General features: G+C 75.5%; 13 protein-coding genes. 8 read left to right on the top strand and 5 right to left on the bottom strand.

Annotation, left to right across the window (positions count from 1 at the left end; all coding sequences use genetic code 11):
• Window positions 1-76: 76 nt before the first annotated feature.
• Window positions 77-754: a peptidoglycan-binding protein gene (locus tag OG861_RS27855; protein ID WP_329192925.1), complete on the top strand. Its 678-nt coding sequence runs from the start codon at window positions 77-79 to the stop codon at window positions 752-754.
• 199 nt (window positions 755-953) lie between these two features.
• Complete coding sequence (locus tag OG861_RS27860) at window positions 954-1,871, top strand: NADP-dependent oxidoreductase (protein ID WP_329201981.1); 918 nt, start codon at window positions 954-956, stop codon at window positions 1,869-1,871.
• A gap of 18 nt (window positions 1,872-1,889) precedes the next feature.
• Here the strand turns inward: OG861_RS27860 and OG861_RS27865 are convergent, their stop codons facing one another.
• The 3 genes from OG861_RS27865 to OG861_RS27875 form a co-directional block, all read right to left on the bottom strand.
• The gene (locus OG861_RS27865; RefSeq protein WP_330261890.1) at window positions 1,890-4,850 is read right to left on the bottom strand and encodes a poly(A) polymerase; all 2,961 of its coding nucleotides are present in this window, start codon (window positions 4,848-4,850) and stop codon (window positions 1,890-1,892) included.
• A complete protein-coding gene (locus tag OG861_RS27870) occupies window positions 4,850-6,637 on the bottom strand; it encodes an RNA ligase family protein (protein WP_330261891.1) in 1,788 nt (595 codons plus the stop codon). Before OG861_RS27870 ends, OG861_RS27865 begins: the two co-directional genes overlap by 1 nt.
• A 188-nt stretch (window positions 6,638-6,825) precedes the next feature.
• Window positions 6,826-7,446, bottom strand: a complete 621-nt coding sequence (locus tag OG861_RS27875) for a TIGR03086 family metal-binding protein (RefSeq protein ID WP_329192919.1) — start codon at window positions 7,444-7,446, stop codon at window positions 6,826-6,828.
• A gap of 79 nt (window positions 7,447-7,525) precedes the next feature.
• Here OG861_RS27875 and OG861_RS27880 point away from each other — a divergent pair, with 79 nt between their 5' ends.
• Window positions 7,526-8,476: a helix-turn-helix transcriptional regulator gene (locus tag OG861_RS27880; protein ID WP_329192917.1), complete on the top strand. Its 951-nt coding sequence runs from the start codon at window positions 7,526-7,528 to the stop codon at window positions 8,474-8,476.
• On the opposite strand, the gene OG861_RS27885 is transcribed toward OG861_RS27880, so the two are convergent.
• Window positions 8,458-9,117 carry a hypothetical protein gene (locus tag OG861_RS27885; RefSeq protein ID WP_329192915.1) on the bottom strand — a complete coding sequence of 220 codons (660 nt, stop codon included), beginning with the start codon at window positions 9,115-9,117 and terminating at the stop codon, window positions 8,458-8,460. The two genes, OG861_RS27880 and OG861_RS27885, sit on opposite strands and share 19 nt — an antisense overlap.
• Window positions 9,118-9,983: 866 nt before the next feature.
• On the opposite strand from OG861_RS27885, the gene OG861_RS27890 reads away from it, so the two are divergent.
• The 4 genes from OG861_RS27890 to OG861_RS27905 all read left to right on the top strand — a co-directional run bounded on the left by OG861_RS27890 (window position 9,984) and on the right by OG861_RS27905 (window position 13,400).
• Window positions 9,984-11,039 (top strand): NUDIX domain-containing protein, encoded by a 1,056-nt coding sequence (locus OG861_RS27890; RefSeq protein ID WP_329192914.1) that lies wholly within the window; start codon window positions 9,984-9,986, stop codon window positions 11,037-11,039.
• Between the two features lie 65 nt (window positions 11,040-11,104).
• Entirely contained in the window at window positions 11,105-11,635 is a 531-nt protein-coding gene (locus tag OG861_RS27895; RefSeq protein ID WP_329192913.1) for an SRPBCC family protein, read from the top strand.
• 115 nt (window positions 11,636-11,750) lie between these two features.
• A complete protein-coding gene (locus OG861_RS27900; protein WP_329192911.1) occupies window positions 11,751-12,272 on the top strand; it encodes a hypothetical protein in 522 nt (173 codons plus the stop codon).
• 195 nt (window positions 12,273-12,467) lie between these two features.
• Window positions 12,468-13,400 (top strand): class I SAM-dependent methyltransferase, encoded by a 933-nt coding sequence (locus tag OG861_RS27905; protein ID WP_329192910.1) that lies wholly within the window; start codon window positions 12,468-12,470, stop codon window positions 13,398-13,400.
• Window positions 13,401-13,422: 22 nt separating this feature from the next.
• On the opposite strand, the gene OG861_RS27910 is transcribed toward OG861_RS27905, so the two are convergent.
• Window positions 13,423-14,925, bottom strand: coding sequence for a DEAD/DEAH box helicase (locus OG861_RS27910; protein WP_443056434.1), 1,503 nt, complete (start codon window positions 14,923-14,925; stop codon window positions 13,423-13,425).
• 349 nt (window positions 14,926-15,274) lie between these two features.
• Between OG861_RS27910 and OG861_RS27915 the strand changes: the two genes are divergently transcribed.
• Window positions 15,275-15,478 (top strand): cold-shock protein, encoded by a 204-nt coding sequence (locus OG861_RS27915; protein WP_329192909.1) that lies wholly within the window; start codon window positions 15,275-15,277, stop codon window positions 15,476-15,478.
• The last annotated feature ends 41 nt before the right edge of the window (window positions 15,479-15,519 follow it).

The raw sequence follows: 15,519 nt of genomic DNA on the forward strand, positions 1-15,519 counted from the left end.
CGTACTTCGAAAGACGCACCCATGCCCCTGCCCGCCCGCACGGCGGTACCCCTTGCCACCAGCCGGAAGCGGGCCCATGCCTGACGACGGCCTGCTGGTACGCCCCTACGTCGCGGCCCCCGGCCCGCCGGCCTCCGCGGCCAACGGCCCGACCTGGCCCGAAGGCGCGGCGCCGCCGGTTCCCGCGCCCTCGACCGCCCCGGCGGTGTCCGTCGTGCCCGACCGGCGCGTGCGCGGCGGTCGGGCGCCCGCCCTCCTCGCCCTCCTCGCCCTGCTCGGGCTCTCGGTCGCCGGCGCCCTGGTGTTCCTGCCCGGCGGCCCCGACCCCGGACCCGGCCGAGCCTCGGCGCCGCCCGGCCTGAGCGTGCCGGTGCTCCCGGCACGCAGCCCCGACACCGACCCGGCACCCCCTTCCGCCACCCCGGACCGGCCGAAGGCCTCCACCCCGGCGCCGGTCAGGGCCACGCCGTCGGCTCCCGGCTCCCGGCCGGGGAGCACGCCCGGGGGCGGCCCGTCCGGCGTCGTCCCGCCGACCCCGGCCGAGGACTCCGCGACCCTGCGCCAGGGGGACAAGGGCCCCGAGGTGCGCGTCCTCCAGCAGCGGCTGTACGCGCAGGGGTTCACGTACGTCGCCGTCACCGGCGTCTACGACGGGCGCACCCGGCGCGGTGTCGCGCAGCTCCAGAGCGACCGCGACATCAAGGGCGACCCGCCCGGCGTCTACGGCCCGGCGACGCGGGCCGCCTTCGGCTGAGGCGCGGTGGTGCCGGTGCGCGTGCCGCCCGGGCGGGACCGTCCCGGGCGTCCCGGGCGGTCGGGGCGGCCTGGGCGGTCGGGGGCGGGCGGCGCGGCTTGCCGGGGCGGGCGCGGCCGTCCGTGATGGGATGGCGGCACGCAGGCGATCGCACCAGCCACCAGCTCACGGAGAGGCCGGGTACATGTCCGAGGAAACGATGCGGGCCATGGCATACGAGACGTACGGCGGTACGGAGGTGCTCGCCGAGACCAGGCTGCCGGTCCCCAAGGTCGCGCCCGGCGAGGTGCTCGTCCGCGTCAAGTACGCCTCGGTCAACCCGGTCGACTGGAAGATCATGGCGGGTGGGCTCGACGCGCTGATGGACGTCGTGTACCCGGTGGTCCCGGGCTGGGACGTCGCCGGGACCATCGAGCGCGTCGGCATCGACGTCCCCGAGTTCGCGGTCGGGGACGAGGTCATGGCGTACGCCCGCAAGGACTACGTGCACGGCGGCACCTTCGCCGAGTTCGTCAGCGTCCCCGTACGGGCACTGGCCGCGAAGCCCGCCTCGCTCGACTGGAAGCAGGCCGCCGGGCTTCCGCTGGCCGGCCTCACCGCGTACCAGCTCCTCACCCGCCTGGGCACGGGCAAGGAGGACACCGTCCTCGTGCACGGTGCGTCGGGCGGCGTCGGCTCCTTCGGCGTGCAGATCGCCCGCTCGCTCGGTGCCCGCGTCATCGGCACTGCCTCGCCGCGCAACCACGACCGGCTGCGCGAACTGGGATGCGAGCCCGTCGCGTACGGGGACGGCCTCGCCGACCGCGTCCGCGAGCTGGCCCCCGACGGGGTGAGCGTCGTCGCGGACTTCGTCGGCGGGGTACTGGACGTGACGCGGGCGGTCCTCGCGGACGGCGGGCGCCACGCGTCGATCGCCGACCACACGGTGCTCGGCGCGGGCGGCCAGTGGATGTGGGTCAGGCCGGTCGCCGACGACCTCACCGAACTGGGCCGGCTCGCGGACAGCGGGCTGCTGACGGTGCCGGTCGCCGAGACCTTCCCCCTGGCCGAGCTGGCGGCGGCCTTCGAGCTGAGCCAGGCCGGGCACACGGCCGGGAAGATCGTCATCGAGCTCTGAGCGTCCCCGTCCCGCGGGTCAGGCCAGCGAGGGGACCGCTCCGCACTCCGCCCAGGTGACCTCGACGCCCGGCAGACCCGAGGACCACGGGCCGGTGAGCGAGGCCAGCCGGGCCGCGTCCGGAGGGGCGGTCCCGAGGCCGATCGCGTACCGGGCCAGGGTGTCGCCGCGCTCGAACGGGCGGGGCCAGGCGTGGACGTCGGGCAGCCCGGCGTCCGCGAGGACGCCGAGCAGGGCCCGCAGACGGCCCCGCATCCGGCCCAGGTTCTCCTCGAGCTGACCGGGCCCCGCGCCGCGTACGGTGACCACCGCCCATGCCGCGTGCCGCCGGTGGGGCGGCGTGGGGGCGGCGGGGGAGCGGCGGCCCGGATCGGCGTCCAGCGACTCCCACGCCGCGTACAGCTCCCGCACCAGCAGGTCCCGGGTCCCGGGGCCCACTTGGGCCGTGCAACTGCGGACGGGGTGGGAGGGCGTGAGTACGGTGACGGCCGGGTCGGAGCCCTCGTCCGGGCCGGGGGCCGCGTCCCGGACGCCAGGCGCGTCCAGGGTGTTCGGCGTGTCCAGGGCGACCGGGACGCGCCAGTCCCAGGCGGCCCAGGTGGCGAAGAACTCCCTGAGCAGCGCCCCGGGGGCCAGGTCCTCGGCCTCCGCGACCGTGCGCGCCGCCAGTACCGCCCAGGCCAGCCCCGGCAGACCGCCGAACGGTGCGCTGTCCAGGCCACGGGACCGGGCCCAGGCCTTCACCTCGCGCGCCAGCCCCGCGAACGCCCCGGACGCCGCGCCCACGAAGCCCCGTACCGCGTCGGCGTCGCTGACCGCGCTCAGCGCCACCGCCGCCGCCCCGCCCAACGCGGCCCGCCGGGACACCGCCCGCGCCGGGGGCGTCGTCCCGGTGGCGACGGCCACCAGGTCCACGTCCAGCCCGTCCACCCGGAACCGCAGGCCCGGCACCCGCGCCCCCGTGACCAGCCGGAGTCGCCGGGCATGCGGCAGCGCCGCCGCGATCCGCTCCCGCAGCCGCTCGGGGTCCACCTCGCCCGGCAGGGCCGCCACCAGGTCCAGGTCAGCCCCCGGCAGCGCGCAGCCCATGCGCCGGGACCCGGCCAGGTGCACCACCGCGCCGGGGAGCGCCGCCCCGACCCGGGCGGCGACGGATCCCGCGGTGTCCGGCTCAGGGGCGAGCGCCCCGGCTTCGAGTCCCTCGGCGAGCGCCACGGCTTCGGGCCCGGCGCTGTCCGCGTCCGTCGGCCCGTCACCGCCGGGTCGCGGCGAAAGCGTCCCCTCGGGGAGCAGGCGAACCGACCCCGTCCCGAGTTCCACGGTCGCCCTGACCCGCATCGGCTCGTCCCCGCGCCGGGACAGCACCGCGAGCGATCCGACCCGCGCCGCCGGGCCCCCGCCCCCGAGCCGGACCTCGAACTCGCGGACCGCCCGCTGCGGATCGCCGCTGCGCCCCAGCGTCAGGTGCGGGGTGAACCCCCGCGCGTCCGCACCCCGCCCGCGGCAACCGGGGAACCGCTCCGCCAGCGCCCGCCGCAGCTCCTGCCACGCCGCGTCACCGTCGGCCGCCGGGTCCAGCCACAGGGTGGCGTACTCGCGGTGCCCGAAGCTGTGCACCCCGGCCAGCCGGGTGGTGAACGGCGCGGTCTTGGCGGCGACTTCCGCCAGCAGCGGCAGCGCCTCCTCGAAAGAGGACTCCGGAACGAAGCCGAACAGCAGGTTCACGTGCGGCGGCCACCGGTCGGCCCCGGGGTCGTGCTCCCGCCGCAGGGCGTCCACCGCCGGGTCGGGCGGCGGCAGCCACGCCACCGCCGTACGCGCGGTCGCCGCTACGCCGAGGGTGCCGCCCCCGCCGTCGGCCCCGAATTCGACCGTGGCCCCCACCCCGTAGTGGTCGGAGACGAACAGTCCGTCGGTGGTGGGGGAATCGCCCCGCAGCGCGGCCTCCCGCACCCGCGCGTCCGCCGACCGCAGCAGGATCCGGTCCAGCCGCGCCGCCCGACCCGACAGCGAGCCGACCGCGGCCAGCGGGTTGGCCACCGGGTCGAAGGTCGGGGTGTCGTCCGCCGGCCCGTGTACCTCGCTCCACGCGTCCCGCAACCCCAGCGCGGCGGCCGGGCCCTCGGCCCCGGACCGCCCGTCTTTGAAGTCGCCGACCAGCGCCAGCTGGGCCTCGACGCCGCCCAGCCCCTCGGCCAGCCGCGCGAGTTCCCCCGCGCGCCGGTCCGCACCGCGCTCGGAGTGGTCGCTGCTCAGGTGCGTCGCGGCCACCACCAGCGGGCCGCCCGCCGTATCGACGGTGACGGCGGTGACCGCCTTGTGGCGGCCCAGCACGTTCATCCCGGCCTCGCGCACCGGCAGGCGGCTGAGCACCAGCAACCCGCTCTCCGCGACGTCGGGGCCGCCCGGGTCGGTGCCCAGGGCGTAGCCGGCCCGGACCCACGGCAGCGCCAGCAGCGGGACGAGCAGCGCGGGTTCGACTTCCTGGAGCGCGATCACGTCCGCGTCGGCGGCCTCCAGCTCGGCCAGCAGCAGCGGCCTGCGCCGGGCGGTCGAGATGTGCGGGGCGTCGTAGCGGTCCCACAGGGTGTTCCAGGTGAGCAGCCGCACCCGGGCCGGACCGGGCGCCGCCCCGGCGCCGGGCGCCTCCACCGGCCGCCAGCCCCCGCCGTCCGCCGGATCCCAGGCGTGCGGGGTACGGGCGGTGAAGAACGGTGCCCGCAGCAGCCGGGGGGCACGCACCCGCCCGGCCCGCGTCACGTCGATCCGGTCCACTCCGGTGGCCCGGTCCCACACCAGCTCTCCGTCCGCCTCCACGAACAGCACCCGGTGCCAGGGGATGTCTCCGCCCGGCACGAAGGACGGCAGCGGAACCCGCTTGGGCGCGGCCCCGCGCTGGAGCAGCCCGAGTGTGAACCGCGCCGGGTCGAAGCGGGGGTCCCAGCGGACCTGGTGGTAGAGCTCCTCGCTGGTACGCATCAGCAGTCCCCGCCCGGTGTCCCGACGACCGCCGGGGTCTCTTCCGCGTCCGCCTCGTCGATCGACCCGGCCGTGTCCGCGAGCGTGCCGTCGCCGCCGACGTACCACGTCAGGTGCGCCTCGCCCGGGTACGGCGGGCCGAACCGGCGCAGCTGCGAGTCCAGTACCGCATCCGGTACGGGGTGCGCCCGGGAGGCGTTGCGCCGCACCAGTTCGTCCTCCTCCACCCACAGAACGGCGTGCGTGACCAGCGCGTCGCGGCGGCGCGCGACCGCTCCGGCCAGCCCGCGCTGCTGTTTCGTCAGGGAGGTGGCGTCCCACACCACGGTCTGGCCGGTGCGCGCGGCCGCCGCCAGGGCGGTGTCCAGCCGGTCCAGGCCCTCGCGCAGCACGTCGGCGTTGGCCCGCTGGTCGGAGCGGGAACCCCGGGCGGTGCGCAGATCGTCCAGACTGATGTACGTCTCCACCCCGGCCAGCCGCCCGGCGTAGGTGCTCTTGCCGCTGCCCGACGGCCCGCACAACTGCACGAGGTACGGGAACGCCCCGTCGCGCAGCCGCCAGGTCGCGGCGACCGCCTCCTCGGCGGTGTGGACCCTGGCCCGCCCGAAGGCCTCCCGTGCCTGCGCCCAGCACCGGTCGGCGGCGCGCTGCCCCAGCCCGGCGAGCGCCTCGCGCAGCCCGCTCCGCAACGGCCCCAGCGGGTCCGGTCCTAGCAGCCCTTCCTCCTGCGCGTACAGGGCGGACCACTCGACGCACTCGCGCCCCGCCCCGTCCCGGGGATCCCCGAGCGCCCCCGCCAGCGCGTGCAGTACGCCCAGGTCGGCGGCCGAGGCCAGCCGGACCAGCCCGGCCCGCCGCTCCGCGTCGGGGAACGGCCTGCGCAGGGCCGGGTACAGCCCGACCAGGTCCGCCACCCGCCGGGCGGACGGCATCCCGAGCGGCCCCGCCGCCAGCCGCGCACCCAGCCGGGCGCGCGGCACGCCGTGCAGTGCGGCGGCGAGCACCCCGGTCAGCCGGCTCTCCCCGGTCCGCCCCAGCCCGTCCAGCCGGGCGGCCACGTCGGCGACGGCCTCTGCGGCCCCGGGCGCGGGGCCGGGCTCCATGCCGAGCGCGCCGAGCAGGGCCGCCGGGTCCGGCTCGGAGCCCGACCGGACCGCCCACAGCGGGGCGGCGGGCCCCAGCCCGTTCGGTACCACCGGCGCGTACATCCAGTGCGTGTCGGTCCGGACGTGCCCTGCGCGCACCCACTTGGCCACGTACCGCCCGAAGTCGGTCCGCGGGAAACCGGCGACGGTCCGTACGACGTACCCCTCCTGACGCGCGGTGTCGATCCGCAGCTTGCGCAGCGCGCGCTCGTCGTAGACGCCCCGCCACAGCACGCGCGGGGTGGGGACGCCCAGGCGCCGCAGGAAGCGCACCGTCCGGTCCCAGTCCAGACAGTGGTCGCCGTCCCACACCGAGAACCCGTAGAACCAGCCGTCCAGGTCCTCGTACGGGAGGGAGTGCCGGGCGTAGAGGTTCTCGCCGCACACCCGCCGGCCCGCCGGTATCTGCGGACCGATGCGGCCCTGGAGGCCCTTCACCCAGGCCCGGGAGGGGTGGTGCCCGGAATCCGGGGAGCGTGCGTGCAGCCCGTCACGGTAGAGGGTGGTGTTCTCCCCGTCGAGCTTCTCCGTGACGACCACCTCCCGACCGGCCAGAGCGATGGGCCCGGACATGCGCACGTCGTCCGGGGTCGCCCCGGGGGACCAGGGCAGGTGCGCCGTACGGGGGTAGTGCGTGCGCATGATCCGCTCCTGCTCGGTTCCTGCCCGACGGGGCCTTCCACCGTCACTCTAGGTAGGCGGCGCGGGCGGATCCACCCGATATCCCGGCCGGCGGGCCGTCCGACGCCCGACCGCCCCGCATACGGGCCGTCGGACGCCCGCCGCCCCGCATACGGGCCGTCGGGCGTCCGACCGTCCTGCCGGCCGGCTCACGGCCGGCGGCCCGTCCACGCCACGAGCCGGTCGATGGCGGGAGCGTCGTCGTCCACCGCGACGACCTCCGCGTAGGGCACCGGGCCACCGCGCCGGCCGGCCGGCAGGGACCGGCGCAGGACCTCCAGCACCCGCTCCACCAGGGCCGGGTCCCACACGGGCTGCTGTCCGGTCGCCCGCGCCAGGTCCCAGGTGTGGACGGTGAGTTCGTTGGTGTAGATGACCGCGCCGACCGCTCCCGGCTTGGGGCCGATCGGCAGTCGCAGCTCCCGGGTGAGGATCGAGTCGTCCGCCCACACGGCCTCCGCCTCCACCGTGGCCGGCGCCCAGGCAGCGGCCCAGGCGCCGTCGGACAGTTCGTCGGCGAAGGACGGCACGCTGAACGGGTCCTCGCCCCGTCCGATCACCGCGATCCGGCGCAGGACGGCCACGAGGTGGCTCGACAGCCGCCGGACGTCGAACTCCGCGCACGGGGTGGGGAGGTCGTACTGGTCGGGGCGGACGGCGGCGAGGGTGCGGCCGGCGAGCGCGATGGCGGCCGAGAGGTCGGGGCGCGGGTCGAAGGCGTGGACGGGCAGGGGCTGCGGGGCCGCGAGCTGTGCGGTGTTCTCGTTCATGGGTTCATCGTTGCGGCTAAAGTGGCCACCTCATGGCCAGTTTTACCGGAGTTCCTCCGGAGGAAGTGGGTGGCTGCGCATGAGGGCTGACCGGCTGGTGGCGACCCTGTTGTTCCTCCAGGAGCGCGGCCGCGTCACCGTCTGCGAGGTCGCCGCCGAACTGGAGGTGTCCGAGCGCACCGCCCGCCGCGACCTGGAGGCGCTGGCCGCGTCCGGGATCCCCGTGTACTCCCAGCGCGGCCGGGGCGGCGGCTGGTCCCTGGTCGGCGGCGCGCGCACCAACCTCACCGGACTGACCGCCGCCGAGATCCGGGCGCTGTTCCTGCTCACCGGGCCGCTCGCCGCGACGCCCGAACTGCGCACCACCCTGCGCAAGTTGGTACGTGCGCTGCCGCCGGCGCTGCGCTCCGGAGCCGAGGCCGCCGCCCGCGCGGGAATCACCGATGCCACGGACTGGTCCCGCAACGCCGCCACGTCGCAGTCGGGCCACCGCTCGCTGCTCCAGAGCGCGGTGGTGGAGGGGGAGCGGGTCCTGCTGGGGTACGCGGGGGTCGGGAAGCCCCCGGGTGTGCGGGTGGTGGACCCCCTCGGGCTCGTCGCCAAGGCGGGGGCCGACTACCTCGTCGCCGGTACGGAGTCGGGCCTGCGGACGTTCCGGCTCAGCCGCGTCACCTCGGTGGAACCGACCGGCGAACCGGTGGTCCGGCCCCCGGACTTCGACCTCGCCTCGGTGTGGCGGGAGCGGGCCGAGGTGATCGAGGGCAGCATGTTCGCGGTCACGGCCCGGGCCCGCGTCGCCCCCGAGGCGCTGGCCCGCCTCCAACGGGTGCTCCGAGGCCGGGTCACTGTCGGCGAGCCGCTGGACGACGGCTGGACGGAGGTCCGCATCGACGGTCCGGCCCACCGCGCACTGGCCGCCCAGCTCGCGGGCTTCGGCGCCCTGGTCGAAGTCCTGGACCCCCCGGAGCTCCGCCGCACGCTGGCCCGCATCGGCGCCGAACTCACGGCACTCTACGACCCCGACGCCTGACCGGCGGGTCCCTCGTCGCCGGGTGCCGCCTTCCTCGCCGCACTCGCCTTGAAGCACCAGACGGCGTGCTCGAGTCCGCCGGGGGCGTGCCCGAGAAGAGCGGCGGCCTCCTCGTACACGGCCTGGAGCTGCCGGTAACCGAGGTCGGGGACACCGGCGTCCGCGGCGAAGGCCCTCAGGTGCACGTCCACCACGACCTGGGACCGGCCGACGAGGTTGCCGATGTAGTCCACCGTCTTCGGCCCCACGCCCTTCACCGTGCGCAGGGCCGCACGGTTGGCCCGGTGGCCGAGCCAGGCGTGCAGATCGTCGCGGGTGTCGACTCCGGCGGCAGCCGGCAGAGCGGTGATGCCGTGGGCCGTGGCGACCCTGCCGGGGCTTCGGAAATCCATGGCGACCGCGAGGTCTTCGGTGGCGAGCCGTGCACGGAAGCCGCGGACCGTGGCGGCGTCGGGCCAGGCCGCCTCCAGCCGGCGAAGCCGCGGCAACAGGGTCGACCGGTACGGGCGGCGGGCGTGGAACCCGGCGTCGCAGATCACGGCGCCCATGTGGGTCCACCCGCGGGCCGGGCGGAACGGCCCGTCGCCGAGGGTGGTTCGTATGTGGAGGGCGAGCCGCTGGCCGGGGCCGGGTCTGGTCATCGCCCCATGATGGTGCTCCGGCCCCACGGCCGGGGTCCGTTTCGCCAGGGATCCGGGTGTCGTGTGCGGGGCCGTCCGGGGTGGCGCGGTGACCGCGCATCGCGGGTGGGCCGGCGGTGGTCGTCGTGTGACGCCGTGACGCGTGAACGACGTCAACGGGCAGGAGTGGCTGCGCAGTTGCAGCCGGGAGGGAACCCCGGTGGCCCGCTCGCGCGTCCGAGCGCCATGAAGCGACCCCTCTTGCCGACGGCCCTCCTCGTCTGCGGGCTCCCCCTGGCCGCCTGCGCGGCGGCGCCTCGGGCGCAGCCCCAGCCCCTCATCCGCGCCGTACGCCTCGGGCATGACGGACGGACCGTCACCACCGCCGTCGCGGTAGGCGGTTGTCAGACGGGTCGGCTCACAGGCAGCGAATCGGACACCACGATCACCCTGAGACTGTGGGTGCGCACACGGGAGAAGCCCGGTCAGGCCTGCAGGGCCGGCATCAGGCTGGAGCCGGTGAGCCTCGCGCTCCGCTCACCCTTGGGCAACGGGACGGTGGTCGACGCGGCAACGGGCCGGACGCTCGGGGTCGGGGCCTGAGCCGGATCGCCACTCGTCGGTTCTACCGCCGACGGCCGTCGCACCGTCGGCGCCCCTCACACCGGCTTCGCCCCCCACGGCCGGTCACGTGGTCGGACGGGCGGTTTTCAGGCCGCCTGTCCGCATCACGGAAGTTAGCAAGATCGACATAATCAGGCAATAAGGAGGTATCGGCGAAGCAAAAAGGCGGACCGGATTCCGCATCCGGGTGCGCGCCGTAACCGCCGAGCGGTCGCCGCTGTTGCACAGCCGGCGGGTCACCCCAACGGCGAAACGGAGTCCCCATGCCCCAGCTGACCGACGACGCCGGCCAGGCCACCGGGCAGGTCGCCGGCCAGGCCACCGGGCAGGCCGCCGCGCAGGCCGGCACCTGGATGACGCCCGCCGAGTACGGAGCCTCGCGCGCCGCGCTCTGGACCGGGGCGCTCGTCCTCGTCACGGACACCGACGGCCGGGTGCTCGTCCAGACGGTCGACTACCGGCCCGACCGGCTGCTGCCCGGCGGCGCCGTCGACGCGGGCGAGGCACCGGCCGCCGCGGCCGCCCGGGAGATGCGCGAAGAGCTCGGGATCGACGGCCACTACCCGCGCGGGCTCGCCGTCGACTGGATCCCCGCCGGCGCCCCCGGGTTCCCACCGGAGATGAGCTTCCCCGGGGAGATCCTCTACGTCTTCGACGGCGGCACCTGGACCCCCGACCGGATCGGGGCCGTCCGCCTCCCGGCCCAGGAGATCACCGGCATCGACTTCGTCGAGCCCGCCGACCTGGCGGCCCTGATGGACGCCGGCGACGCCCGCCGGGCCCTGTCCGCGCTGCGCGCCCGGATCGCCGGGGCCGGTCCGGCGCTGCTGGAGGACGGCCGGCCGGTCACCCCCACCGCCCTCGACCGGCTCGGCGTGCTGCGGACCCGCAGGACGCCCGGGCGCGGCTCCTGGCACCCCGGCCCGGTGCCGGCCGGGCTGCCCGTGCGGGACCGCTCCGGATGGCTGTTCGCCCCCGACGGCCGGGTCCTGCTGCTGATCGCCCGCGCCACGGGCGCCGCGCACCTGCCGCCCCCGAACACCGAACCCACCGCCGCGGCCGCCCCGCTCGGCTACCGGTACGCCGGCCAGGGCGCCCACGCCCGCACCGTGGCCCGCCTCACCTCGGTCTCCGCGCACCGCGACCCCGCGTACGCGAGGCTGCTGGCCACCCCGGAACAGGTGCGCGAGCTCAGCGACTGGGGTCCGGCCGGCCGTCAGGAGCTGGCGGCCGTCCACGCGGCCCGCCAGCAGCTCTCGCTCCCCGCGCCGCCCCGGATCCCGCCGACCGAACTGCCCCGCGAGGGCGCCCGCTGGTGACGGCCCCGGTGTCGTCCCCGCCGCAATCCCGGCCCCGCGGTCCGTGGTCCCGCAGCATGGAGGCCATGAGCGACAGCGCGATCACGTACACCCTCTACATCCAGGCCGACCCCGACCGCGTCTGGCAGGCGCTGACCGAGCCGGCCCTCACCCGCCGCTACTGGGGCCTGAGCTTCGAGACCGACTGGGCGGTGGGCTCGCGGATGGACTGGATCGAACGCGGCGCCCGCACCAGTGACCCCGCCCAGGTGGTGCTCGACTGCGTCCCGAACCGCAGGCTGTCCTACACCTGGCACACCTTCACGCCGCAATGGGCCGCATCCGTGGGCATCGGCGAGGAGCTGCGGGCCGAGCTGGCGCGCGAAAGGCGCACGAAGGTCACGTACGAGATCGAACCGGTCGGTGACACGCTCGCCCGACTGACCGTCATCCACGAGGGGTTCGAGCCCGGCGGCACCCTCATCGGCATGTGCGCGCGGACCTGGCCGTTCCTCGCCTCCAGTCTCAAGACGCTGCTGGAGACCGGGGCCCCGCTGCCCGGGCCCGGCCACGAGGACGAACAGGGCTACGGCGGCCACGAAGACTACGAACGCTGACCCGGGCGCGGCGCCCTGCCGGAACCCGCGCCGCCTCGCCCCCGGGACTCGCCGCGTCCCCCGCCCCCGCACCCCTGGGCGGCCGGCGGCCGGAGGGGTCGTGTGGAATGGGGGCATGGGGAGCAGTGAGCACGAGATACGGCGGACGCAGGGGAGCGGACCGGAGCAGCCGCCCGAGCGGTGGCGCTACGCCCGCCACCTCGCGGCGCTCGCGGCGGCCGCCGCCGGCGAAGCCGTCGCCCTCGCCGAGGCGGTCGAGGCCGAGGCGGTCGCCGTCGTCCTGCGCGACCCGGACCCGGTGATGGCCGAGAGTGCCGTCGTCACGCACCTGGACCGGCGCGCGGTCCGGCTGCCGGCCGACGGCCGTTTCCCCGGCTGGGCCCGGGCCATGGAGCCGGCGCTCCACGGGCGGCTCTTCCCTTCCCGGCGACTGCGCGAGTGGACCCTGCTGAAAGCCATCGCCGCGGGCGAGCCGTGGTCCGCGGCGGAGCTCACGGCCGCATCCGACTGGTGCCAGCGCACCGCCGCCCAGACGGTGAACTCGTACGAGGCGCTCGGCGTGCTCGCCTCGGCCGCCCGCACCCACCGGGTCCGCGACGCAGCCGCCCGGCGGCTGCGCAGACGTACCACTGCCTGAGCGGGGACCGTCCGGGCAGCGGTCGAGCGAACCGGTCATACCAGGACAAAAGGGACGGATGGGTGCGCCGGTGGCACGGATTGCGGACGCTCTCTCACCGAAGCCTCGTCACACGTGCGTTCGGGGGCTTAAGGTCGGCTCACCTGGCCGGGTATCAGCGTTGGACCATGCCATTCCGCTGGAGGATGACTCTCCGTGTCGCACCTTTCACAGGCTCCCGTCACCACCCCGGAGGCCGAGCCCGCTCCCCCCACACCGCACGCCTACAGCGAGGTCAAGGGTTGGTTCTCGGCGTACGACCAGGTGCTCTTCGACTGGTTCCTGACCCGGCAGAACAGTGACGCCGCCTCCTCGGGCGATCTCCTGGAGCTCGGCGCGTTCATGGGGAAGAGCGCGATCTTCCTGGCCGGATACCTCCGGGCCGGCGAGGAGTTCACCGTCTGCGACCTCTTCGACTCGCCCCCGCCGGACGACGAGAACCTCAGCGAGGTCCGCGACTCGTACCCCACCCTCACCCGGCGCGGCTTCGAGACGAACTACCTCGCCTTCCACGAGGCGCTCCCCACCCTCATCCAGGCCCCCACCTCCGTGGTGGCCGACCGGGTGCGCGCAAAGAGCTGCCGCTTCATCCACATCGACGCCTCGCACCTCTACGAGCACGTCGTCCAGGACATCGAGTCCTCCCGGCTGGTGGCCGCCCCGGACGCGGTCGTCGTCTTCGACGACTACCGCTCCGCGCACTGCCCCGGCGTGGCGGCAGCGGTGTGGGCCGCCGTCGTCGGGGACGGGCTGCGGGTCATCGCCGTCTCGGCCTCGAAGCTCTACGCCACCTGGGGAGACCCCGCGCCCCACCAGACGGCGCTGCTGAGCTGGCTGGAGGGCCGCACCGACCTGTGGCACGGCGTCGACATCGTGGCCGGCCTGCCGCTCGTGCGGATCGGCGACGAAGGCGTCATCCCCCTCGCGCCCCCGCAGCCGCTGCACCCGGCACAGGAGGCGAAGCCCGTCGCCCCGCAGGCCCCCGCCGCCGTCCGCAAGCCCCCGGCCGCCTGGCGCAAGCTGGCCAAGGACCTGCTCCCGCCGGTGATCACCCGGGCGATCGTGGCCGCGCGGCGCCGCCGCCGCTGAGTCCGGCCGCGCCGCGCGGGTGTCAGTTGGCCTTGCGCACCCGCGCCGCGCGGCGGGCTTCGGCCGCCTGCCGGGCCTCGATGGTCTTACGGGACTCCTTGCCCTTGCCGGGCCTCCCCGGGCGGGTGCCGATGCCCCGGAAGCCGAGGTCCGATCCGCTCGGCCTGCCCTTGGCGTCCGTCGGCGCCGAGCCGGACAGGGGGACGCCCGACGGCGCCTTGGCGCCGGTGATCCGGCTGAGCGCCGCCTCGCCGGAGCGGACCTGGGTGATGGTGGGGCGGATCTTCGCGTCGGCCATCAGCCGGACGATGTCGCGCCGCTGGTTCGGGGTGATGAGGGTGACGACCTTGCCGGACTCACCGGCCCGGGCCGTGCGGCCCCCGCGGTGCAGGTAGTCCTTGCTGTCGGCCGGGGGGTCCACGTTGACGACGAGGTCGAGGTCGTCGATGTGGATGCCGCGGGCCGCGACGTTCGTCGCGACCAGTACGTTGACCAGGCCGTCCTTGAACTGCCCCAGGGTCCGGGTGCGCTGGGGCTGCGACTTCCCGCTGTGCAGGCCCTCCGCGCGCACGCCCATGGCCCGCAGGTGCTTCACGAACTGGTCGACGCCGTGCTTGGTGTCCAGGAACATCAGCACCCGGCCCTCGCGCGCGGCGATCTCCGTCGCGGCGGAGATCTTGTCCGCCGCGTGGATGTGCAGGACGTGGTGGTCCATGGTCCCCACCGAGGCGGACTGCGGGTCCACCGAGTGGGAGACCGGGTCCTTGAGGTAGCGGCGCACCAGCTGGTCCACGTTGCGGTCCAAGGTGGCGGAGAACAGCATCCGCTGACCGGCGTGGTGCACCTGGTCCAGGATCTCCGTGACCTGCGGCATGAACCCCAGGTCGCACATCTGGTCCGCCTCGTCGAGGACCGTGATCCGTACCCGCTCCAGGTGGACGTCACGCCGCCCGACGAGGTCGCTGAGGCGCCCCGGGGTGGCCACCACGACCTCTGCGCCGGTGCGCAGCGCGCCGGACTGCCGGCCGATAGACAGGCCTCCGACGACCGTCGCCATCCGCAGGCCCAGGGCCTTCGCGTACGGGTCCAGGGCCTCGGTCACCTGCTGCGCGAGCTCCCGGGTCGGTACGAGGACCAGGGCGAGCGGCCGCTTCGGATCCGCCTGCTGCCCCGCCGTACGGGCCAGCAGGGCCAGACCGAAGGCGAGGGTCTTGCCGGAACCGGTCCGGCCGCGGCCGAGGATGTCACGGCCGGCGAGGGAGTTGGGCAGCGTGGCGGCCTGGATCGGGAACGGCTCGCGCACCCCCTGCTCCGCCATCGTCTCCACCAGCTCGACGGGCAGACCGAGCTCCGCGAACGACGCCACCGGCGCCAGTGCGGGCGTGACGGTCCTGGGCATGGCGAACTCGCCCTGCGGCCCGAGGGTCCGAGGGGCCTTGCCGGGGCCGCCCTTGGCCCCCGGCTTGCCGCCTGCCTTGGCTCCGGCCTTGACGCCGAAACGCCCGTGAGCTGACGGGTTCTTCATGCAGAACCTTCCGTGAGGAGAGCGAGCGCGGCGCGGCGCGCCCCTGGGACGGCAACGAGCCGGGGCCCGTACCCCTCGGTACGGGCCCCGGCTCGTCGTACACGTCCGCACCGGGCGACAGCGGCCCGCGCATCAAGTTTCCCGCCCATTTTACCAGCCGTAGCCCCGGCCTCCGGGCGCGAGCGGAGCCACCGCCACGGAGCGTGCTCACTCCTTTCGCCGACAAGCCGGGCAGAAGTTCGAACGAACCCGGTTGGCCGCGCCTGGGGTGTGGCGGGCGGGGCGGGTGGGCACTATCGAGACGGCCGCGCGTGTGGCCCGAGAGGCACGTTGAGAAGGATCAGTACCCATGGCAACTGGCATCGTGAAGTGGTTCAACTCGGAGAAGGGGTTCGGGTTCATCCAGCAGGACGACGGTGGTCCCGACGTGTTCGTGCACTTCTCCGCGATCCAGACCACCGGCTTCAAGGAGCTGGCGGAGGGCGCGAAGGTCGAGTACGAGGTGACCCAGGGCCCCAAGGGTCCGCAGGCGGAGCGGGTGGTCACCCTCTGACCCGCTTCACGAGCCGAGCTGTCCGTGGGCCCCGCCGCAAG

It is taken from the genome of Streptomyces sp. NBC_00539, from assembly GCF_036346105.1.
Taxonomy (GTDB): domain Bacteria; phylum Actinomycetota; class Actinomycetes; order Streptomycetales; family Streptomycetaceae; genus Streptomyces.

What these genes read in the sequence shown, in the direction of transcription:
- OG861_RS27860 (WP_329201981.1), top strand. Translation starts at nt 954, where the DNA reads ATGCGGGCCATGGCATACGAGACGTACGGCGGTACGGAGGTGCTCGCC.
- OG861_RS27870 (WP_330261891.1), bottom strand. Translation starts at nt 6,637, where the DNA reads ATGCGCACGCACTACCCCCGTACGGCGCACCTGCCCTGGTCCCCCGGG.
- OG861_RS27865 (WP_330261890.1), bottom strand. Translation starts at nt 4,850, where the DNA reads ATGCGTACCAGCGAGGAGCTCTACCACCAGGTCCGCTGGGACCCCCGC.
- OG861_RS27915 (WP_329192909.1), top strand. Translation starts at nt 15,275, where the DNA reads ATGGCAACTGGCATCGTGAAGTGGTTCAACTCGGAGAAGGGGTTCGGG.
- OG861_RS27895 (WP_329192913.1), top strand. Translation starts at nt 11,105, where the DNA reads ATGAGCGACAGCGCGATCACGTACACCCTCTACATCCAGGCCGACCCC.
- OG861_RS27880 (WP_329192917.1), top strand. Translation starts at nt 7,526, where the DNA reads ATGAGGGCTGACCGGCTGGTGGCGACCCTGTTGTTCCTCCAGGAGCGC.
- OG861_RS27875 (WP_329192919.1), bottom strand. Translation starts at nt 7,446, where the DNA reads ATGAACGAGAACACCGCACAGCTCGCGGCCCCGCAGCCCCTGCCCGTC.
- OG861_RS27885 (WP_329192915.1), bottom strand. Translation starts at nt 9,117, where the DNA reads ATGACCAGACCCGGCCCCGGCCAGCGGCTCGCCCTCCACATACGAACC.
- OG861_RS27890 (WP_329192914.1), top strand. Translation starts at nt 9,984, where the DNA reads ATGCCCCAGCTGACCGACGACGCCGGCCAGGCCACCGGGCAGGTCGCC.
- OG861_RS27900 (WP_329192911.1), top strand. Translation starts at nt 11,751, where the DNA reads ATGGGGAGCAGTGAGCACGAGATACGGCGGACGCAGGGGAGCGGACCG.
- OG861_RS27855 (WP_329192925.1), top strand. Translation starts at nt 77, where the DNA reads ATGCCTGACGACGGCCTGCTGGTACGCCCCTACGTCGCGGCCCCCGGC.
- OG861_RS27910 (WP_443056434.1), bottom strand. Translation starts at nt 14,925, where the DNA reads ATGAAGAACCCGTCAGCTCACGGGCGTTTCGGCGTCAAGGCCGGAGCC.